The 24,177-nt window shown below is 38.5% G+C and carries 11 protein-coding genes; 8 read left to right on the top strand and 3 right to left on the bottom strand.

Going from position 1 to position 24,177, the window contains the following annotated elements; translation table 11 throughout:
* Nucleotides 1-753: 753 nt before the first annotated feature.
* Nucleotides 754-1,440, bottom strand: coding sequence for a response regulator transcription factor (locus IPP86_07715; GenBank protein ID MBL0138401.1), 687 nt, complete (start codon nt 1,438-1,440; stop codon nt 754-756).
* A 232-nt stretch (nt 1,441-1,672) separates the two neighbouring features.
* Between IPP86_07715 and IPP86_07710 the strand changes: the two genes are divergently transcribed.
* From IPP86_07710 to IPP86_07685, 6 genes are all read left to right on the top strand, one after another.
* Nucleotides 1,673-2,119 carry a hypothetical protein gene (locus IPP86_07710; protein ID MBL0138400.1) on the top strand — a complete coding sequence of 149 codons (447 nt, stop codon included), beginning with the start codon at nt 1,673-1,675 and terminating at the stop codon, nt 2,117-2,119.
* Between the two features lie 76 nt (nt 2,120-2,195).
* Nucleotides 2,196-11,591, top strand: coding sequence for a SprB repeat-containing protein (locus IPP86_07705; protein MBL0138399.1), 9,396 nt, complete (start codon nt 2,196-2,198; stop codon nt 11,589-11,591).
* Nucleotides 11,592-11,731: 140 nt separating this feature from the next.
* On the top strand, nt 11,732-13,135 hold the full coding sequence (locus IPP86_07700) for a T9SS type A sorting domain-containing protein (GenBank protein ID MBL0138398.1): 1,404 nt from the start codon (nt 11,732-11,734) through the stop codon (nt 13,133-13,135).
* Nucleotides 13,136-13,479: 344 nt separating this feature from the next.
* Nucleotides 13,480-15,027, top strand: a complete 1,548-nt coding sequence (locus IPP86_07695; protein ID MBL0138397.1) for an IS21 family transposase — start codon at nt 13,480-13,482, stop codon at nt 15,025-15,027.
* Nucleotides 15,028-15,058: 31 nt separating this feature from the next.
* Entirely contained in the window at nt 15,059-15,817 is a 759-nt protein-coding gene (locus IPP86_07690; protein ID MBL0138396.1) for an ATP-binding protein, read from the top strand.
* Nucleotides 15,818-15,864: 47 nt separating this feature from the next.
* Nucleotides 15,865-17,442, top strand: coding sequence for a T9SS type A sorting domain-containing protein (locus IPP86_07685; protein MBL0138395.1), 1,578 nt, complete (start codon nt 15,865-15,867; stop codon nt 17,440-17,442).
* Between the two features lie 8 nt (nt 17,443-17,450).
* Here IPP86_07685 and IPP86_07680 read toward each other — a convergent pair whose 3' ends face one another.
* On the bottom strand, nt 17,451-17,786 hold the full coding sequence (locus IPP86_07680; protein ID MBL0138394.1) for a hypothetical protein: 336 nt from the start codon (nt 17,784-17,786) through the stop codon (nt 17,451-17,453).
* A 476-nt stretch (nt 17,787-18,262) separates the two neighbouring features.
* Here IPP86_07680 and IPP86_07675 point away from each other — a divergent pair, with 476 nt between their 5' ends.
* Nucleotides 18,263-20,746, top strand: a complete 2,484-nt coding sequence (locus IPP86_07675) for a TonB-dependent receptor (GenBank protein ID MBL0138393.1) — start codon at nt 18,263-18,265, stop codon at nt 20,744-20,746.
* An 89-nt stretch (nt 20,747-20,835) separates the two neighbouring features.
* Nucleotides 20,836-23,688, top strand: coding sequence for a DNA polymerase I (gene polA, locus IPP86_07670; GenBank protein ID MBL0138392.1), 2,853 nt, complete (start codon nt 20,836-20,838; stop codon nt 23,686-23,688).
* A gap of 62 nt (nt 23,689-23,750) precedes the next feature.
* Here polA and IPP86_07665 read toward each other — a convergent pair whose 3' ends face one another.
* Nucleotides 23,751-24,152, bottom strand: coding sequence for a nuclear transport factor 2 family protein (locus IPP86_07665; GenBank protein ID MBL0138391.1), 402 nt, complete (start codon nt 24,150-24,152; stop codon nt 23,751-23,753).
* Between the last annotated feature and the right edge of the window lie 25 nt (nt 24,153-24,177).

Here is a 24,177-nt window from a genome sequence, read left to right as displayed (position 1 = left end):
GATTTTCAATGGAATTTAGTATTGTGGAATTTTTCTTCAGCTGCACAGGATACTCCCCGGCAAAAGTGAACCACAGCGGAAGGTAGAAATCTGCGAAGGATTTGCCTAAATCAATTGCCCTTAAACTGATATTCATCCAATGTAGCAGGTTTTTCAGATTAGAATTTGGGTGGCCGGTATTATTTGGACGGGTTGAGATCGAAGAAACCGGGTGTATTGAAGTCATTACCGGTGGAGTAAGGCAATCAACAGGAAGCTAAATTCATATATGCCGGATCATCGAAAGGATCCGACATAGTGTACTTTGTAATTGGGGATGGCCATTCCGACGGAGCACAGTCTTGCGTGAAAGATTTGTCTAGAAAAGGTTGCCGAGTGGTGCCCTTTGAAACGCCCGATGGGATAAATGATAATAGATTAGGCAATCATCTGATCCGCGAAACTCCCGAAGGCATGACATAATAATATAGCTTCCTAACATTCGTCATTCAGATTACAGAGAGGGATGAGAATAAATGTTCAGTGGAGTGAGAGCTTAATTAATTGGCAGGGGTAAATATGGCATAGCTGGTATATAATCCATAGAATAGATTCCCTAATTCTCCTTGAAATTGAAATCTCACATTTTACATCTGACAAGCTTTGATGAGTGGGTGAATCTCACAAAGTATAAGGGGCAACGGATACTTGGAGATACTGCGTAGTGGGTATCCGGCGGAGCGAACGGACACATAACTCATTACATATGAAACCTCAAAGCCCTTTAATCTTTTCTGCAGTCTCAAATACCAACAAACGCCAATCAATTAAATCAAACATCAATCCGAACCTTACAAAATCTACCTGACAATTGCAGCTGGTTTTTTGACGGATGGAGTGGAATAAGTTATCTATTCTGCGTTTTGATAAATTATGTCTTTTACCAATTTCATCGTGTTTGAATCCTGAGCAAAACTCTTTGATACATTGAATTTCAATCATACTAAGTTCGGTCAAAGAATTTATGATATTTGATTTTATTCTTTTAAGAATTTTATTTGTCACTAAGTAATTCCTCCGAATTTCTGAGGGTTTCAGTTCATATGCCCATAACAAAATATTTTCCATTGAACTATTTGGCGGACAAATTGCGTTTACCCCGGCTTTAAGTAAATGGGTAAGTTCAAATTCGCTATGATCAAAGTTGATAACAAGAATTGAGATTTCCGGAAAAGATCGTTTGACTAATTTGATTTTTGGAATTGAATCGAATCCGAGTGATTGATAATTAATTATTAATGAATCAATTTTTTCATGCCTGACTTTTTCAAACAACTCTTGAAAATCTGAAATAAGGATTGATTTTTTTACCAGCTTATCGAAATGATTGAAAAAGAAGGATGCTAAAAAAATTGTAGAAGCTGACTTGTCAAAGTACCCTACAGAAAAAGGCGTATACATGTTAAAGGTTGTTGAATTGAAAAATTAACACACAAAGGAACACAATTCTAAGGAATATTTGGATAATTTCCTACAAGTGGTGATGAGTTACCGTAATTAGCGGTAACTCATCACCTTTTTTTTTGAAATATACAACGTACGTTCGCACGCATTATTCATGGATTTTTCATATTTCCATTTTTAAGCGCTTAAGTAGAATGATTCTAATTAATAATTCCAAATTCCAATTATTATGAAAATAATTATTCAATGGATGCTTGTCCTATTGTTTCTATTCCACTCAACAAATGAGGCTCACGCTCAACAAAGCTCATTCCCTATTTTAGCAATGGATGTTCGAGTTACTCCGATAGATAACGATACAGCTTCGAATGGGTTACCTGATATTTCTGACACAACCATTTTTCGTGGAGTGATGAATGTTCAACTTTTTGATACTACTGGTATTGACAGACTTGAAGTTAAACTGGGAAGCACTCCCGGAGGTGGAGATCTGTTGTCACAGAACTTTGTATTCGATGTTTCGGGTGCTCTTGGAAATGGAACTTCTTACCATAGAAATGGATTTGAAATTTCTCTTGGGCTTGGAGACTTCGCCGGGCTTTTAAATTATTCTGCGGAAGTTAAAATCAAGAAAGTAGACGGGTCTTATACAAGTTCAGTTTCATTCACTCGGTAATTTTAAAAACAAAAACCACAAAGACATGTTCCGGTCCTCAGCAATTCAAAATATACAACTCAGTTTGATCCTCATTTTGGCTACATTCACAAGTTTCTGTTATGCCGGAAATTATACTTGGAATGGCAATACTTCTACTGCATGGGCAACTTCGTCAAATTGGACTCCGTCAGGTGTCCCAGGCTCTACGGATACCGTTACGATAGTAACCGGATCGCGGAATGTCTATTTAGCGGCAAACACTTCGGTTAAGCAACTTACCATCACTTCCGGGACTATTGACCTTCAATCTTATACTTTATCGGTTTCTGCAACCGGTATGTTTACAAGTGGTCAAATTAATAACGGAACATTGAGTTTGTATGGTACTTCTACCATCACATTTAAAGGGACTACATTTGGAGCAATAGTAAGTGCCACAGGAAACAGTATATTGTTGAATGGCTCAACCTTTAATGACAGCTTGAGTGTTGTGAAGAAAGGAACGGCAGGTGACAATGGAAAAGGAGGAAACACTTTTAATGGAGCTGTTTCAATTATTGATAGCGCTTCTGGTAATTTGGTGCTCTCTGACTCTTTTCCGGATGTTTTTAATTCAAGGGCATGGGTAACTAATAGGAGTACAGGTAAAATTTATATCGCACATCGTGGTACAAGTAACCAATTCAATGGCAATGTCACGTTCGCCGGAAAAAATATTTGGTCAAATTATTACGGAACAGCCTCGTACAATGGGAATATTAATTTTGATACACCTAACGGTGAAGTTTATTTTGGTTATTCTAATGGAAGTTGTTCGCTCAGTAGTGGTAAAAATCTATCAATTGGAACAAATGGTTTTAGTGCTGGTTTTCTTTACCTCCGGAATTTTGTTCAGTCCGATTCAACTATTTCAATCAACCTTACGCTTTCTGGTACAGCAAAAATTGCATTTGAAAGCGGTACGTCAATAAAAGCAAATGTATCTGCATCCGCACCTTTCATTTATTTAGAAGGTACACGATTCTTAGGCACATGTTCAATAACAACTACCGGATCAAGTAATATCACTTCATTGGGCGGTTCATATTTTGCAAAAGCAACAACCATGTATCATAATCCGTCTGCTGCATGCACATTCACGAGTGGGAGTACCTCTGTTGACACTTTTGCCTCGCCAGTTGTTCTTAAAAATGGCATTGGAACTATGAGTATAAATAATTCCCTTTTCCTTGACAGTGTTACTTTTAAGAATTTAAATACATCAACAGGTTCTGACAGATATTATATTGCGAATACCGGAAATGCAAGAATGAAAGGAAAAGTTGTTTTAGATAATGCACTTGCTGGAATGAATTTCGGAAATTCAGGAGGGACTACTACTTTGGATAGTTCGGCAAGTATGAGTGTGCTTTCAACTTTCACAGGTAATCTAACATTGAAAAATTTCATTCAGAAAGGTTCGAATTCTGTTTCTATTGCACTTAACAATTCCAGTACTAAACTGATTCTAAATTCAGGGACATCTTTTGAAGGGTCATTTACATATTATGGCAGGAATATCCAACTTAATGGAACAACCTTTAATTCTACCACTGAAATAACTAGGTATGGAACTTCAGGTGATGTGAGTTCTGGTGGAAATATTTTCAATGGAAATACTACGATTCGAGATTCCAGTTCACACAATCATGACTTTATTTTAGCTAATTCGAACATTGATATTTTCAATAACACTATAACGTTTATTCAAAAGGGTACGAATGTGAATATTTTACCAGCGTACAATTCAAATACTATTTTTAGTGGAGATATTAATTTCATAAGCACTTCTCCAATACAATGCGGAGCGAATGGGGGTAAAGTTATTTTTAATGGAAATTATGTTCAATATCTTACAAAGAATTCCGTTGCACCGACATTTAGAAAAATTGAAATTAACAAGCATCGTTCGTTTGTAAAATTAGGGTTTCCTGTTAGTTTAAATGATTCCTTGATTCTTGCAGAAGGAATACTGATTACTGATACAACAAACATTCTCGCTTTAGGGGTGAACGGAATAATTCTAGGTGGAAATGATAGCTCCTATATTTTTGGACCAATGCAAAAGCTTGGTAATTCAAAATTTGAATTTCCGCTTGGAGATTCTTTATTATCAACTGGACCTTATCATCCATTATCCATTTCTCCACCAAGTTCTATCACAGATGAATTTCAAGTACAATATTTCCCTGACAGTTTAAATATCTCTGGAACTTTGGATAGTGTTGATTTAGGTATTTGCGAATATTGGAATGTAAAAAGAATTGCTGGTAACAGCACAATAAAAGTATCCTTGGGATGGAATTCGAATAGTTGTCAGATAGATGATCAACAATATATGGTTGTAAGTGGATTTGATTCATTATGGCATAATTATGCAAAATTTGTTTCAAACCATACAACAGAAGTGTCCGGTATAATCCAATCTTTAAATGAAGCAAGCATTACAGACCACATGTATTTTACTATTAGCAAATATAGTACTCATCCAATAAGTTATACAAGTGTCAATAGAGTTGCAAGTGATCATCCTCGTGGGCTGTATGTTGATAAATTCATAACTTTATATTCTGACCAAAATAATATTTTACAACTTGATAGAAATAAATCAATTCTGGGAGTAGACCTAAGTCCATTCGGTAGTCCTGATGGCGTGTATGAAAAAGAAATAGAACTATTAAATTATGTAAAAGAAAATCGATTTACATATTTGATTTTGTACGGAATGGGATCACTTTTTAATGGAACTTTACAAACAAACAATCCAACCCTATACAATTTCCTTACAAATAGATTGTGTGAATTTATGCAACTTGCTAAAAATAATTACTGCGTAAATTCATTTGGAACAGCTGGGTTTAAAGAAGATTTTTATTTAAGTGTTATTGATTACAACACGAATAATATTTCTATGCCAATATTTAATTTAACTTCAAATGAAAGGTCATTAGTAAATAATGACTCGACATTGATTCGGATAATTGAGGAAACAAATATTGATTCACTACAAAATCAATCTCTCTATATTAATCAATTCTATAGATACTTATTGGGCCTTGGGAGATTGGTCGCAACAAATGGGACCTGCATAAATTTTGATGTTTTGAATGTTGAATATGAATATTGGAATAAAACTGATGATGGTGACGGATTGAGTGATATTGAGAGCAAATGGAATCAGCTTGCAGTTCAAAGCAAGACCCAGACCAGTGGAGGTTCACCTATACCTCCATATTTATTTTCCTTGAGGAGCATTGCTGATAACAATAATTTATTGACAGAAATTTATCTTGGTTATTTAAGAAATGTAGATCCAGATCTTTACCCAGCGAGACTTGCTCCGCAGAATGTTGCAGATACACTTGATGGCCTTGATGGTACCCCCGGGCTTCGAAAACTAACTGATAGAATTCTTTTACATTTTTACAGGACGAATCCATCTGGTATGGTTTCTGGGTCGTATGGAGATAGATTAAATAATTTTAAAGCAATACCTACTTTGGATCAAACAGATATTCACCCAATTTTTAGTTCCGAAGAAAAGGTACATATGGGAGCGGGCGAAGCTTTTTTCGGTGAGTGGTTTGAAAGCCCAATATTAACTGGTGAAAATATCACACCTAATATCTATAGTGCCGAAAAAATATTTTACAATGAATGGCGTGCAAGTTCAAATACGACAAATGATGAGAATTTAGTGTTGCCATATGCGGCACAATGGTTTACGTCAAGTTATATGGTGAATCAATTGGATCATCCGGTAACTTTTTATACAAATGATGCACCAAGATGTACAACGACCACTATCACTTCGGTACGCGTTCAATTTAATTATCAAGGGACTTCTGAAGGTAATATTACCGCAGCTTTTGAATTGAGGGACAAAACTAATAGCTTGGAAATGCCTTCAGTTACTTGTGCCACTAATGTGACAGATGATTACAGTGTCAGTTATCCAATAAATTTATGTCTTCCATCATATGATTTGAGTACATCTAGTGCAAAAAATCCCTACAAAGCTGTTCTTACTTTAACTGAGCATCGGATTGATTGTGACTACACATATAATTGTAGCAGAGATGTATGGGTTAGTAATATCACTCCCCAAATTGAAGTAGTTGGGAATTATTCTTATGATGCAGGTACTAATACTTATTCGATTTGCGAAGGTGAGCCCCTTCTTTTAAATGGTAATATATCTGGAACTTTGCAATGGTATAAAGTTGGAACCACAGGTTCATTAAGCACAGGAAGGTCTTTTGCGCCGACTACCACTGGCGAATATTATTATTACAAATCAAATGGGAGTTGTGTTGGGAATAGCGCTTCTGTAAATATTCAAATACAGGCCAACCCATTAGCTTCGATTACGTCATCGTGTACTGCAAATAACTCAAATGTTGTATTCTTGGCATCCAGTGGAACTAGTTATTTATGGAATGATGGCAGCACCAATCAATCATTAGTAGTAACATCTTCTGGTTCTTCAAGTGTGATAATTACAAATGGAAGTGGATGTACTCGATTTGCCTCTATTAATACTCTGAGTAGACCATCAATTAGTGCTGGGTCTCCAATCAGCTGTAATATTACTTTATCCGAAACTACTTTCGAAGGCTCTTCAAATTATTATTATGAGTGGTTTAAATTTAATCCTAATACCGCCATATGGCAATCAATACAAGCACCTACGACAAGTAATTTGTGCGTTGTGAATAGTGGTGGTCAGTATAAAGTTACAGTTAGTACATTAAGCGGAAATAATTGTAGAACATCAAATCCTTTCACGACCTCTTCAAATACCACAGGTATTACAACGGCATCAGTTTCCCAGCCAACTTGTGGTGGTGGAGCGAATGGTTCGATCAATATCACGGTTCTTGGAAGTGGTAATACTTTCATGTGGCAACCAGGGTCAATTTCTACAGAAGATTTAACTGGATTAGTAGCGGGTACTTACACTGTTACAGTCACAAAATCTGGATGTTCTTCTACCCAAAGTTTTGTTTTAATCAATTCGAACTATAGCGTGCCATCAATAACTCAAACCAATGTCAGTTGTAATGGTGGCAATAATGGACAATTACAAGTGACTGGTACTTGCAGTGGATGTTCATATCAATGGTCAAGTACTCCACCTCAGGCAACTAACCCAGCAATTGATCTTTCATCAGGGATATATACTGTAACTGTTACAAACGGATCATGCAACGGTACAAGGACTGCAAGCATCAGTGAGCCAACTCAATTATTAACTTATGTTTCATCTTATACCAATATTTCCTGCAATGGCATGACTGATGGTTCAAGTGTAGTCACCGCCTATGGAGGAACTGTTCCTTATACTTATCTGTGGTCTCCAGGAAATAGTACAATTGCAAATCCTAGTAATTTAAGCGGCGGCACATATACAGTTACTACTACCGACTCGAAGGGTTGTTCGTCTATTGCTGCAATAATTATTTCAGAACCAGATCAATTGAATGGATCAACTTCTAGTACACCAGCTTCCACACCAAGTAGCAATGATGGGACTGCTTCAGTAAGTATTTCTGGTGGCACATCACCTTATACAGTAAGTTGGAATACAATTCCTGTTCAAACTAGTTTAACTGCAACTAGCCTTGTTTCGGGTGTATACACAGCAACTATTACTGACGCCAATGGATGCACCCGCACTTCATCTGTAAGTGTTTCATTTTTATCTTGCCCCCTGTCACTCTCTACTACTATCACCAATGAAGGATGTATAGGTCAATCCAATGGAATATTAACATTTGTACCAACTGGAAACACTGGGACAGTTAATTTTATATTAAATCCAGGTAGTATTTCGAATTCCACCGGAGTTTTTAGTAATCTGCCCGTAGGTGTTACATATAATGTTACGGCGACCGACGCAATTAATTGTGCCGCAACGGCAAGCCAACATATAACAGGAAATGGATTGCCAACCGTAATTTCATCTTTTTCAAATACCGCATCTTGTTCTGAAGGACAGATTAATCTGTCTGCATCTGGAGCAAGCTCTTATTCATGGTTACCTTCATTGACCTGTACTTCACCATGTTCCACCGCAGTAGTTTCGCCGAGTTCATCTACGACATATACCGTAATAGGAACTGATGTTAATGGATGCAGTTCAAGTTCCACAATTACCGTGGCACAAGATCCATTGTGTTGTCACACATTTGCAAGTTACTCAAATCAATCCGATTTTGATGATCATTCCCCTGCATCAAATACAATATCGGGCTCCAGTAATTTGAATGAATCAGTTGAAATTGGTAATAGCTCAGGATCACCTGCGTATACAATTACTTTGTCAGCGTGTACTCTTGATATTTCTGGTGGCATGACAATCACGGTTCATCCAAATTCAACATTGCATATTACTAGTAGTTCTCTCCTTGAACCATGCGATGAAATGTGGGGTGGAGTCATTGTTGAAGATGGGGGCATCTTAATAGTTGATGGCGGATCTGAAATAAACGGAGCAGAATTCGGGGCTAAATTATTAGATGGATCAAATTTTAGTTCTGATGATGCCACTTTCAGCAGTAATTACATTGGATTATATGTACCACCTGCTTCTTCTAGTTTGAACAACGTGAATTTATTAATGAATAAAACTCATTTTATAGGTACTGCAACACTTCCGTTGCCATATGCTACTCAAAGCACTCAGCCTGGAACATATCCTCTTGCTGGAATTTTCGTTAACGATCTTGCTCTTCTTGATCTGCAAGGTACTGTTGGCGGCACTTTAGCAGACCAAATTTATTTCAACAATTTAAATTTTGGAATCCTGGCACACAACAGTAATGTGAATCTTGAAAATGAAATTCGTTTTGAAAATATTACGAACTATGATAATGGATATCGATCTTTAATTAGTGATCGTTCTGCACTAGGTTCTTCCATTTATTCCGAAAGTTCAACTGGAGCTGAACTTCTAGTGGTATTAAATAACCCGCTATTCTATGGTAATGGAAATGGCATTTCAGCATTTCATGTAAATGCTCATTTAGAAGGAAATAATTTTGGAAATATTTCCACTAAAAATGGTATCCGAATTGTCAATTCTACAAATTTAATTGTAGAAGTGCTTAACAATACAATTCTAGCACACTCTATTGGCATAGATCTTAATTTGAATGACCAAGCACAAAAACTTAATGTTTACGGAAACATAATCAATATGGTCTCCACATCAGGTCAATCAATTGGAATTAGTGCAATGGATGGTGGATTGTCCAGTAATTATTCTGTGCTTTCCCACAATACAATTTACATGGCAACCAGTTCAATCTATTCAATAGGAGTTTTATTAAACTCCTGCAATGCTTATAAAGTCGCATCGAATGATATTTATTTTCCTTCCAGTTTGTCTCCTGAAGGTGATGGTATTCAGGTGAGCGGATGTTCCAATTTAATGCTTACCTGTAATTACATTCAAGGAACCTTTAACTCTCTGAGTAATTCTTCTCAGTACGGAATACGTACCACGTTCAGTCAAGCCGGAGATTATTTTTACAAATGCAATACTGTTGGCCATACTTACGAAGGTTTTTATTTTGAAGGAACTAACAATGGGATTTGGGAAAGTAATTCAATGTTTAGAGATGCCTTTGGTTTGCATGTATCTCGCTCTGGTGAAATGGGTGACCAAATTCATGAAGGTAATTCTTGGAGAGGTTCGTATACTATTTGGGCTGCAAAGCATGAGAATATTCCAGCTCTTTCACATGAACAAATAGTAGCTGATCCTTCAACTTTATTACACATGCCTACTTCAATCGATCCATCATCAGGATGGTTCAACGGAATCTCGGGCACTGAAGCAAGTTGCAGTTCATCAGATATTGATTTTCCTGAATATTGTATGGATCCGGAAATTGTTCCTGTTTCAAACTCCCGGATTTCCCGAAAAGATATATTAACAGCACGGGACAGTGTACATAGTCTGAATTTTGATGAACAAACAGTGTGGTTTTCTAAGAAAAATTTAATGCAGAAGATTTTAATTGATACTACGCTTACGGCAGAAGATACTTCTATCTCGTCTTTTTATGGCAACAACAAATTGGAACTGATGTCAAGGCTTGGTTACCTAAATTTAATGAAAGATAGTTTAACACTTCTTGATTCTGCTTCAACTGCGATTAGTACTATGGACTTGGATAGTTTGGTCCATCTAATTGACTTTGCTTCGTATTGTGATAGCCTGATATTAAACGATACCACTCTTGAAAGCGAAACTATTTACGGTTTGCTGGGTCAGAAGGATTCTGTCCTGGAACTGCTGATGGGACAGGTGATCGATAACCGAGAATCATTAGTATCCATACAAGCTACTTTAATATCAAGAGGAAGTGATCTTCTGGACGGTAACGATACCTTGGCTTCCGGTGATGATTTTATTCAAAATGAAATTGATATTAACCATTTCTACTTATCAAGAGTTTCAAAAAACGACTGGAGTTCGCTTTATCCCGATTCTATGGACATTCTTGCGATTGCTGTTAAATGCCCTTTAAGTAGCGGACCATCCGTTTTTGGAGCAAGGAGTCTTTTTCATTTTATTAATAATGAGGAATATTACAACGATGATTTGAAATGTATTTCTCTAGATACATGTTCTGTTCTTAAACGTCCAAATTTAATTTCAGCTGAGTTAAATTTTGGAGTTTGCAATGGATCTTACGAGTATTCAATTTCTTCCATTAGTGGTGCAACACTTGGATACAAATGGAGCCTACCACCAGGCGCTAGTTTTGTAGGTGATTCTACAGGCAATTCAATTACCGTAACTTTTCCCGATACATTTCAGCAAGGAGAAATATGTGTGCATGGAAGAAATGCATGTGGAGAGGGCTTGGATCGTTGTATGGCTATTTTTGGAGTTCCAAAACCGGTCGACAATATTTCGGGGAACTCAAGTGTATGCGCAAGCGACATTGAGGTCTACACCTGGGATGCTTCTCCAGGCGCAGCCGAATACATCGTGATCGTTCCGGATGGAGCAACTTGTCTAACCGGCAGTCCAACGAATAGTACACTTGCGGTGATTGAATACGGAACAGAAGGAGGAGAAGTAAGTATCATTGCCAGTAGCGCATGTGGAAATTCAGATACAACTTCCCTTGTGATCGACATGAGCTGCCGAACTGGTCACTCGTCTTTGTTCAATACAACACAAGATCATTTACCGTCGATTTATCCAAATCCAACCAATGGTAAAACAACATTGATTTATCATCTGTCCAATTCCAAAGGGTATTTGCAATTAATTAATCTATTCGGAGAAACATTGCAATTGATTGAGTTGAACGGAAAAGAAACAATGACAACATTTGATATTTCCGATTTAGCGCCTGAAGTCATAGGCTACAGGCTAATCGATGGAGAAAACATCGTGAACAATGGAAAAATAGTCATCATTAAGTAATTTGTTTAATCAAATTCTGCTTATCCTAGGGAATTTTAGGCTATATTAGCAGGATGCTTTCTAAATTTCAAAAGCTACTTTTAATATTCTTTTTATTCCCCTGCCTTTTGTATTCCCAAGGGATTAATAATCTATGGCTCATGGGTGATGATTCTCAAAGCGGACCACCCTGGGGAGGAATTAAATTGGATTTTACAGGTGGTGTTCTCCAGATTGGTCAAGAAAATAGGAATATTAATATTAATTGCACCAATGGTTTAATTTCCGATTCACTAGGAAATATGCTATTTATTTCGAATGGTATTTATATTGAAAATGCCAATAAAGATACAATGCAAAATGGAAGTGGATTAAATCCTGCACTCTTTACGACTAATCATACCCAATACGGGTTGACCATGCCACAAGCAAATCTTGTCATTCCAATTCCAGATCATCCAAATCAATATTATTTATTTCACCTTACCAGCGATGATTATCAATCTACCTATTCTGCTTTTTATTTATATTATTCTATAATAGATATGACATCGGATGGCGGTTTAGGTGCAGTTATTTCAAAAAATAATGTTCTAATACATGATAGTTTGGTTGATGGCCGTTTGACTGCATGTAAACATGCGAACGGAAGAGACTGGTGGCTAATTGCCCACAAAAGCAACCACACAAATAAATATTATAAATATTTAATAACACCATTTGGAGTTGATGGGCCTTGGATCCAAAACATTGGAAGTCCAAGAGATGTAACTTTTGGTCAATGCGTGTTTTCTCCCGATGGAAATTATTATGCTTATTACGAACCGACATCTGACTTGGATTTGTTTCAGTTTGATCGTTGTACCGGCGATTTTACTAATGTTACTCATTTAGCCATTAATGATAGTGCGATCAGCGCAGGAGCAGCATTTTCCTCGAACTCAAAAGTGCTATACCTTTCTTCCATGAATTATGTTTATCAATTTGATTTAACTTCCTCGAACATTGCTGCATCTAAAACTACAGTGGCAGTGTACGATGGCTACTATTCTCCGCAACCTCCTTTTGCTACTTCGTTTTATTTGTCTCAATTAGCTCCGGATGGAAAAATATATATCAACTGCGGGAATAGCACAATCGATATTCATGTCATCAATCACCCCGATGTGATCGGAATGGGCTGTGATGTGTGCCAGCACTGTATAAACCTGGGGTTTTACAATGCCTTCACCATTCCCAATTATCCCAATTATTTTTTAGGAGCGGAAACGGGAACTGTTTGTGATAGCTTAACAAATAGAATTTCTGAAATTAATTCAAAAATTAATTTTCAATTCAATCCTAATCCTATTACTGATGGACATTTCACAATTACATATCCGACTTTGAAAACAAAAGGTGAACTTGAAATTATTAATCTTGAAGGAAAAGAAATAATAAAATACTTTTTGCCGGAGTGGAGTAGTATCCAGCATTTGGTTTTGCCTGAATTATCATCCGGGATATATATGGCAAGCATGAGAAGCGGGAGTGTGACTGGAAGTGTGAAATTTATTGTGGAATAAATTCTTACAAGTTTAATTCCTTGTGTTTTTTCTTTTTTACAACTCTTAAGACCTCTAATTCTTTTTTTCTATTTTTATCATCATTGAGTTCTTGAAATATGACATTCTCAATTCCAATTCTTGAAAAGCGAAATTTTCTTCCATTGATTATCACTCCAGTTGGAGATTCCGTCTAAACTGACCACCACTTTTCGTTTGAAACTGACCACCTTTTTTCGCGGCAAACTGACCACCTGATTCCGCGGCAAAGTGACCACCTAATTTAAGAAGAAAATCTGAGATCGGTTGCGATCTAAAATAGATTGAAAAAGGGCTAACATGCTCTTCTAACCAATCCATTTTTGATGGCTAATAAACCGATACTCATGAGCAAATTGCGACACGTCTTAAAATTACATTGCCAAGGGCATAGTAAACTAAGCATCAGCACTATTACGGGGCTATCCCGCAATACAGTAAAGAAGTACCTCTACACATTTGTTGGATTGCACAGCAATTGGGACGAAGTGAGCAAGTTGAGTGACAAAGAACTGGATGAACTTTTTTGCAAGGAGCCAGAAGTTGTCATGGACAATCGAATGGTTGCGCTCTATGAATATTTTAGAGTACATGAAAGTCGTTTAAAGAAACGCGGCGTAACTAGACTAAGCCTTTACCAGGAGTACGTCAAACAATCTCCTGAAGGATACAAACTCACAGCCTTTTATTCCCACTTCAATCTGTGGACACGTCGCGCACAACCCAGCATGCACATGACGCACATTGCAGGTGATAAAATGTATGTTGATTTTACGGGAGAGAAACTGGAAGTAGTTGATCCAACGAGTGGTGAGATCAAGAAGATGGAAGTTTTTGTTGCGATTCTGGGTGGAAGCCAATACACGTATGTGGAAGCGGTGGAGAGTCAGCGTGTGGAAGATTTTATCGGCTGTTGTGAAAACGCTGTTCACTTTTTTGGCGGAACACCAACAGCGATTGTTCCGGATAATTTAAAATCTGCGGTCATCAAAACCAATCGTTACGAGCCCAAGCTGAACGAAAACTTTGAAGCTTTTGCCGAACATTACAACATGGTTGTGCTCCCTGCACGCGCATACAAGCCTAAGGACAAGGCTTTGGTGGAAGGGGCGGTGAAGATCGCATACATCCGCATCTTCGCGCTGCTGCCACCGGAACTACCTGCATCGCTGGAAGAATTAAATGCACGCATCCTTCCGTTGTTGCTTCAACACAATCAGCAAAAGTTCAAAGGGCGTAATTACTCCCGGCTTGAGCAGTTCGAAGAATCAGAGAAACACGCCCTGCAAGCGCTCCCTTCCACTCGTTTTGAACTACGAACATTGCAAGTAGTAACGGTGATGAAAAACGGGCACGTGAACCTGAGCGTTGACAAACATTATTACAGTGTCCCCTACAGTTACATCAGTAAGAAGGTCCGCATTCTGTACAGCAAATCAAAGCTTGAAATTTATTACAAGTATGATGTGATTGCTACGCACCAGCGGGTACGCAGTCCACACAATTATACGACTGATTCCTCTCATCTGGCGACCCAGCATCAGGTAATGGCAGAATGGAATCCGGACTATTTTTTAACGCTGGCACGAGCCATAGGCCAAGAGGTGGAGTTCTATATCGCACAGGTACTTCAACGCAAACAACATCCGGAGCAGGCCTACAAATCCTGCCAGGGTATTTTATCCTTCGCTAAACGTGTCGGACATAAGCGACTCGTCCGGGCCTGCGAGCGAGCGCATGCCTACGGATTGTATCACTACCGTGCTATTGAAGAAATCCTGAACAAAGGGCTGGATTACTTTGATGTTGAAGATGATAAAGTGATGCCCATGCCCAAGCATGAAAATATCCGTGGAAATAATTACTACCAATAAACATAAACTAACCCTTTAAAACAACACCATTATGAATGAGCAAACAATCCAAAAAATGAAAACGATGAAATTAACCGGAATGGCGCAAGCCTTCCGGAGCAGCCTGGAATCCGGCAAAGCAACACAATGTACTGCGGACGAACTCCTGGCAATGCTGATTGACTCTGAATGGGATCAGCGTTACAACAGGAAATTGAGCCGTAGCGTAAAGAATGCCCACTTCCGTTACAAAGCATCTGTTGAACAGATTAGCTTTGAAACAGATCGGGAGATTGACAAAAACCAGGTGCTTCGCCTTGCAGATTGTGATTTTATTAAGAAGAAACAAAATGTAATCATCACCGGAAGTACAGGCATTGGAAAGAGCTATCTCGCCTCCGCATTGGGTCACCAGGCTTGTTCATTAGGATACAAGGTAATGTATGAGTACTCCTCTAAGCTCTTTGCAAGGTTGAAAATGGGAAAGGCAGATGGCAGCTATCTAAAAGAAATCACGCGCATGGAAAAACAAGATATGCTGATCATCGATGACTTTGGAATCCAGCCTCTGGATCAACAAAGCAGGACCATGCTCATGGAAATCATTGAAGACCGCCACGGTAAGCGATCTACACTCATTACCTCACAAGTGCCGATGAATAATTGGTTTGAAGTGATCGGAGAACAGACGATTGCAGATGCGATCTTAGACCGGGTTATTCACGATGCTCATCGCCTGGAGTTAAAAGGTGAATCAATGCGAAAAAAAAGAAGTACCTTAGAATCTGATAAGACAGAAAAAATCAATTAAACCAACAGCCATCAGCAACCAAAATCTCATGTTTTCTTTAACAAATTATGCGAGTAACTTTAGGTGGTCAGTTTGACGCGAAAAGAGGTGGTCAGTTTGAACGGAATCTCCAACTATCTTTAGAAATGCGATTTACATTATCCTTCTTTCTGTTCTTTATCACTTTTTCTGCATTTAGCCAAAACCGGAATTCCATCTGGTGTTTCGGAGACAGTGCAGGGATAGATTTCAGGGACACAATAAATCCTGCTCCATTCGTTTCAGCTATGGATGGAAGGGGTAGTTGTGTTTCTATTTGTGATTCTATGGGTGCATTGCAGTTTTATGCTGATACATACATGCCTTTAGCTATAGCCTATGTCTGGAATGCCAATCACGACACTTTATTGAATTCGGATTCAATAATTAGTGATGGAGTATATAATGAACTCCAGATTGTTCCATTTTCAGGGAATAATGACAAATATTATTTGATTTACACAGGGTGGCCCGTATATTATGACGGAATTTATTATTCAGTAATCGATATGAATCTTGATCAAGGTCTTGGGGCTGTGGTGATAAAGAATATCCAGATCGATAGCAACAGGATTGCGGATTGTCTCCAAGCAGTAAAACATGCTAATGGGCGTGACTGGTGGTTAATATCTAAGCTTTCTAGTACTAACTACACCCAGCATAATCGCTTTCTTGTTTACTTGATTACACCTGATAATATCTCTCCTGAGATCACCTTTGACTTTAATGATGCCACGGATCTGGATTTTCAAAAAATTATTTTTAATCCAGATAACACAAAGGTTATGGTAATAAATGTTAGAGGTTACATGTGTGAATATGATTTTGACCGATGCACAGGAATAGTTAATAATCCCAGACTCATTTATCCGGAAATAACAACCGTACCTTATAATAGACTTCTTTGGGAGGGCAGTTATAGCCCTGATGGAAATATATTTTATGTTACGACTGCCAGGTGGACAGGTGTCGCGGAATCGTATCTTATACAATACGATTTGAATTCAATTGATATCCCCAATAGTGCAGACACAATTGACATGACCTACGCACCAATCGGACCGGGTGCTGTTCGCTTAGCTCCGGATGGGAAAATTTATTATTCACGTGCCTACGAAAGCCCACACCTTAATAGCTTTCCCTATGCTGATTCTATGTATAATTACATTAACATGAACTTAAGTGTTATTAATAATCCCAATAGCATAGGAGTTGCATGCGACTTTCAACCTTTCAGTTTTTACCTCGGTGGAAAACGAACTTATTATGGTTTACCCAATAATCCAAATTATGATTTAGGCCCTGTTATTGGGAGTGTGTGTGATTCTCTTTTAAATTCAGTTCAGGTTTTCAACAAATCTGAACATTTAATCGAAGTTTATCCTACCCCCGTACGAAATGGAAACTTCACTATATCTTACCCAATTGTTAGATCTGAAAGCGGACTTGAAATAATAGACATGGAAGGAAATGTTATAGTAAAATATCAGTTACCTAGATACAGTAGTTATAAGCATTTAGATTTGCCATCTATTTCTTCTGGGATTTATTTAGCAAGGATGATTAGTGTGAGTGGCTCATGGAGTGTGAAATTTTTAGTTGAATAAATTGAACTTCATAGGTTTAATTCCTTATGCTCTTTCTTTTTTAAATCCCTTGAAGCTTTTAATTCATTATTTCTTTTTCTCTCAACACTGGTTTCCTGAAATAACTCTAATGAAATTCCAAGTCTTGAAAAACGAAACTTTTTACCATTGAAAACTACGCCTGTTACCTTTCCACTTCTTTGGTAGGTTTCAATTTTAGACTTATTCAACTTGGAGTAGAAATCATCAAGGGACGATGATCTTTCGTAATTCAATTGCAGTACTTGCAGGAGAGACTCTTTATCCGTTACTCTTCCTGCCCTAATTTTGTATTGATATTCTTTTTCACTGACGGAGTTTTTCATTGTCATTGAATCCAGTTGTAAATAGATTTGTCAAGGATTCAATTTAATTGTAGGATTGTATCTTTATTTCCCTTTTCTTTTTTGTTGAGTATAAGTGGTTGGATGAAGATAAAAGACATAAGCATTCGCTTGAAGGACTTTTTACTTTTTGTTTTTAGAAATACGGTCGGCATTGTCATTTAGCTCGGCAAGGCGGCCCAATTTTCGGGTAGGCTGTAAGCAGGTAGGGATCCGGAGCCTTTCTCAAATTCCGGAATGTTTTTATGCACTTGAAATTCATTAAGCAAGAGAAAAACAAGGCAATTCCCGGTATGAAAACGCAGGATATTGTTTCAGTTATCATGTTCAGTGATGGAGGAATCTATCAAAACACAATAATTTTAATAATTTCCTCGAAAATAGAGTGGTCTTTAGCGTGTGAATATATTTTTTCCCTTGGTATTGACTCCTTACCTTTACGCCCTTCCTTAAAAACTATGAGACAGTATTTCTTCACTCTTCTAGCATTGGTATTTGCCTGCAACTCAATAATTGCCCAGATTCCCGGGCTTAATCTTGGCGGAGGTCCGCAAAGAATTTTTGATGGTAAAATCACCGGAACATTACTGGATTCGTTAACTAAAAAACCGGTTGAGTTTGCCAGTGTCGGTTTGTATGAACAGGGCAGTGAAAAACCGATCGATGGTGTACTCACCGACGGACAAGGAGATTTTAAATTAAAGAATCTCAGAAATGGTATTTACCATCTGAGCATCACTTTCGTTGGTTATGGAACGAAAAATATTGATTCTGTTAAAATCTCAGAGAAGAAACTTGTCGTAAACATTCCGAAGATTTTACTGGCTCCTTCTACAAATTTGTTGAAAGAAACAACTATCGAGGCGGAGAAAGCACTTATCGAAACTAAAATCGATAAGTTAGTTTATAATGCTGAAAAAGACATCACAACAAAAGGAGGTAACGCTACGGACGTTTTGAGAAAAGTTCCCATGGTACAGGTCGATCTTGAAGGAAATGTGATGTTGCAGGGAACTCAAAATGTAAAAATCCTGATCAACAACAAACCTTCTTCTCTCACAGCCGGAAGTGTCGCTGACGCGATGAAAATGATTCCCGCTGATGAAATCGAGAAAGTAGAAGTAATCACCAGTCCGAGCGCGAAGTACGACGCGGAAGGTACCGGAGGAATTATCAATATTATTACCAAGAGAAAAAATATCCATGGTTTCAGCGGAATGGTAAATGCCGGTGCAGGCACACGTTCCAGTAATCTCTTTGGAAATCTGAGTTACCGTACAGGGAAATTGGGCACGGGATTAAACTTTGGTGGTTTCGGATACTCCGGAAAAGGAGAATTGCAGGCGACACGATCCACTCAATACTCTTCCCTGCGACAAGAAGGCGATAATAACAATACCGGCTTTGGTCCATTCGGCCAGATGACACTGGATTATGATTTCACGCAACGATTGAATTTGAACGGATCACTTCGTATTAATGATTTTAATAATTCTTCGAATGGAACTACGGATAATTATTTTTCTTTTAATGGAAACCCTTCCCGGAAATTATTCACTACAGATTACGATACAAAAACCGATGGATTGAATTATGATGCGACACTGGATTTGAAACAGTCATTGAAAAAACCAAACCAGGAGTTTACTTTATCCGGACAACTCACAAACAGTAATCGGAATACGGAATACGATATTTCAAGAATGCTTGATAGTTTGCCAAGATTTCCAATTCTTGAAAACAGTTTGAATAAAAGCGGGAACAAAGAACTTACTATTCAGGCGGATTATTCACATCCTTTGCTGGAGGAATTATTGCTGGAAGTTGGTGCCAAGAATATTATACGAAAAGTAAAGAGTGATTATAATTATAAAATATTCAGTTACATCGCTGATGCTTATTTGAACGATACTTCAAGAAGTAATGTGTTTGATTACGATCAGACCATTTATGCAGGTTACATGCAGCTTTCAGCTACATTGAAAAGATGGGGAATTAAGGGAGGTTTACGTTACGAGCATACTAACCTGGACGGCGGTTTTAATCAGAGTTCATCATCGGTGACCAATTCGTATGAAAACTTTATTCCTACCGCGACAGTTTCATTTACACGTCCGACAAAATTTTCTTTAAAACTGAGTTACACTCAGCGGATACAAAGACCGGGTCTTACCTATCTGAATCCTTATATCAATCAAAGCGATGTCAGCAATATTTCCTATGGAAATCCAAATCTGAGCGCGGAGAAAAGTCAGTCTTTTGAGTTTGGCTGGAATTCATTTCAGAAATTTGGTTCGATCAATCTTTCTGTTTATCACCGCTTCACCAACAACGCGATTGAAGGCATTCGTTTTGTAGATACAAATGATGTATATGTTTCCACGTATGACAATATTGGTAAAAACTACAGTACAGGTGCCAGTATTGGATTGAATGTAATGTGGAAATCGAAAATTTACATGGGAAGTAATTTTAATATTTTTTATTACAAAGTGAAAAGTACAGGGCTGACCGAGAATTTGCAGAACGACGGAATAAACTACAATGTGAGCTTGTATGGTTCTTATGAAATAACAAAAACATGGGGAATTCAGGCTTTTGGAAATTTCAATGGTCCTAAGTTTACAGTACAGGGAAGCTCAACTTCGTTTTGGTATTACAACCTGAGTGCGCGTAAGGAGTTTAAGAATGAAAGAGGAGGGATCGCATTCGGTTTCGACAATTTTGCAACATGGTACATGCATTTCAAAAATAATTACAAGGGAGATAATTTTTCCTATGACAGCGACAATAAAGTTTTCTTCCTCGGCGCACGCGTAAGTTTTGATTATCGTTTTGGTAAAATGGAATTCAGCCAGAAGAAGAAAAAAGGAATTAAAAATGACGATATGAAGGAAGATAATTCCGATCAGAATGGCGGAATGATCAATGGCGGGAAATAATTTCCGCTTTTTAACAATTGTTATTTTCAGAAGTCGGGGCTTCATTTCCCTTCCGCTAATTTAGTATCTTCATAGCCTATTTGAAGGTTATGGCAGCTCCTAAGAAACTATTTCTACTCGACGCGATGGCATTGATTTATCGCGCTTATTTTGCATTCAGCAACAATCACAGGATCAACAGTAAGGGTCAGAATACCTCGGCAATTTTTGGTTTTACAAATACATTGCTGGATGTACTGAAAAAAGAAAAGCCCACACACATCGCTGTTGTTTTTGATACGGCTGCTCCGACATCACGTCACGAAGAATTTGCCGAGTACAAAGCCCATCGTCAGGAAATCCCTGAAGATCTGGCTGCTTCAATTCCGGTTGTGGTAAAATTATGTGAAGCCTTCAATATTCCTGTGATCGCGATGGACGGATTTGAAGCAGATGATGTCATCGGAACACTTGCTCTACAGGCAGAGAAAGCAGGCTTCGATACCTACATGATGACGCCGGATAAGGATTATGGTCAATTGGTGGATGAGCATACATTCATTTATAAACCTGCCCGAGCAGGGAATGGCGCGGAGGTGCTGGGCGTCGCAGAAGTTTGTAAACGATGGGAGATTGAGAGGGTAGAACAGGTAAAAGATATCCTGGGATTGATGGGCGACAGTGTCGACAATATTCCGGGAATCCCGGGTGTTGGAGAGAAGACAGCGATGCAATTGGTAAAACAGTTTGGTTCCATTGAAAACCTTCTCGAGAATACAGATCAGCTTAAAGGAAAATTAAAAGAAAAGGTCGAGAACAATAAAGATAAAGCGATTCAATCGAAACGTCTCGCGACAATCATCACGGATGTACCGGTAAAGGAAAAACTAGATGATCTGATTGCGGTTGAACCGAATCGCGAAGCCTTGCGCGATCTGTTTACCGAACTTGAATTTCGCAGACTGGCGGAGCAATTGGGACTTACAGGTAACCAGACTCAGGAGGAAGCTAAACCGTCCGCAGCAACAACTACAGCGCCAGCGTCGTCTTCAAAGAAAAAAGCAGCAGCGAGTGCTCAGGGAAATTTATTTGATTCAGAACCGGAAGTAATTGTTGAGCCGGAGGAGACTCACCCTGAAGACGCGATTCATCAGACTATCGCGGATGTAAAGCATACTTATCATTTGTGTGATACAAAAGCCAAGCGGGAAGATCTGATAAAGAAATTACTCGATCAAAAATATATTTGTTTTGATACTGAAACAACCGGACTCGATGCATACAAAGCTGAATTGGTTGGTATGTCATTCTCCTGGGCTGCTCATGAAGGCTATTATGTTTCGGTTCCCGCGAATCATCTCGAAGCTCAGGCAATCGTGGATGAATTCAAATCGGTTTTCTCTAACGAATCAATCACAAAGATTGCACAGAATCTAAAATACGATTTATCGATATTGAAGCGTTACGATGTGGAATTGAAAGGAGTTTTGTTTGATACAATGATCGCTCATTTCCTGATTCGTCCGGAAATGCGTCACAGTATGGATGTTCTCGCGGAAACGTATTTGAATTATGCTCCGGTTTCTATTGAAAGTCTGATCGGGAAAAAAGGGAAAGAGCAGAAGAATATGCGGGATATTCCTGTTGAACAGGTGGCGGAGTATGCCGCGGAAGATGCGGATGTTACTTATCAGTTGTACACGGTTTTCGAACCTAAATTAAAATCTACCGGAACAACAAAATTATTTACAGAAGTTGAAATGCCGCTTGTACCTGTGCTTGCAGACATGGAAGCGGAAGGAATAAATATCGATATCAAAGCGCTTCGTGATTTTTCAGCGGTTCTGGAAACAGATATTTCTAAAATTGAAAAAGAAATTCAGGACATGGCCGGGAAGAAATTTAATGTTTCTTCTCCCAAGCAGGTAGGTGAAGTTCTTTTTGAAGATTTGAAAATCGTTGAGAAGCCTACGAAAACCAAAACCGGTCAGTACTCCACCGCGGAAGATGTATTGAGCAAACTCGAAAATAAACATCCGATGGTTCGCAGGATCCTTGATTACCGCGAACTGGTGAAATTGAAAAACACCTATGTTGATGTATTGCCTGATCTTGTTAATCCTGCTACAGGAAGAATCCATACATCGTACAATCAGGTGGTAGCTGTTACGGGCCGACTGAGTTCCGACAATCCGAATCTGCAGAATATTCCTATTCGTACAGAACGTGGAAGAGAAATTCGAAAAGCGTTTATTCCCCGCAACAGTGAATATACACTGCTCTCAGCCGACTATTCACAAATCGAATTGCGGATCATCGCTGAACTCAGCGGAGATCCCGGTATGTTGGAAGCTTTTCGCAGTGGTGAAGATATTCATGCCGCGACTGCTTCCAAAGTGTACAATGTTCCAATTAAGGAAGTCACCGGTGATATGCGCAGAAACGCGAAGATGGTGAACTTCGGAATTATCTATGGTATTTCCGCTTTTGGTCTTGCTGATCGTTTGAATATTTCAAGGACGGAAGCAAAAGGAATTATTGATAACTATTTCATGCAGTATCCGGCAATCAAGGAATACATGGACATGAGCATTGAAAACGCGAGGAAGAAAGGTTATGTAGAAACCATCCTTGGTCGTCGACGCTATTTGCGTGACATTAATTCCGCGAATGCAACTGTAAGAGGATTTGCAGAACGGAACGCGATCAATGCACCAATCCAGGGAAGCGCGGCTGATATGATAAAAATTGCCATGATCCGGATTCATGATGAAATCAAAAAGAGAAATTTGAAATCAAAAATGTTGCTTCAGGTACATGACGAATTGGTCTTCGACGCACACAAATCAGAACTTGAAGAATTAAAAGCGATGGTTGAGAATCACATGAAGCACGCACTGACTTTGAAAGTTCCTGTTGAAGTAGGAGTAGGTTCAGGTGAAAACTGGCTTGAAGCACATTGAGGAATAGTGAAGAGTAAATAGTAGCTATCAACTCTTCACCATTCACTCTTCACCCTTTACTCTCAAAATTCCGCGAAGCAATCGTAGTTTCGTTGAACGACAATTTTTCCGTTTTCGAATTCCATGAACAATGCGAAGAAGGCTTTGATTTCTTCTCCCGGAGGTGTTTTTCCGATAGGTAAAGTAAATGTACCTCTCCACACAACTTCTATGATGACGGTATTACCGGAAACGAATTCACGCTGGATGTCGTAACTCTGACTGGTGACGATTTGTTTTCCCTTATCGGCCCGGTCGATGATGGTTTTGATATCACTAATTCCTCCATGAACATTGAGCATGTTTGGATATTCAATCTGACGGATAGCAGGACTAAAATAGTTTGCGATTTCAGATCCCGATTTACCTGCGGCAAGATCCGCTAATAATTTTCTTGCAATAAGAAGAATTTCCGGAGTGTCCATAAGACAAATTTAAAGTAAAGAGTGA

It is taken from the genome of Bacteroidota bacterium (assembly GCA_016720935.1).
Taxonomy (GTDB): Bacteria; Bacteroidota; Bacteroidia; order AKYH767-A; family 2013-40CM-41-45; genus JADKJP01.
The sequence above is the reverse complement of the archived record's forward strand: the minus strand, read 5'-3'. Positions and strand labels throughout refer to the sequence as shown.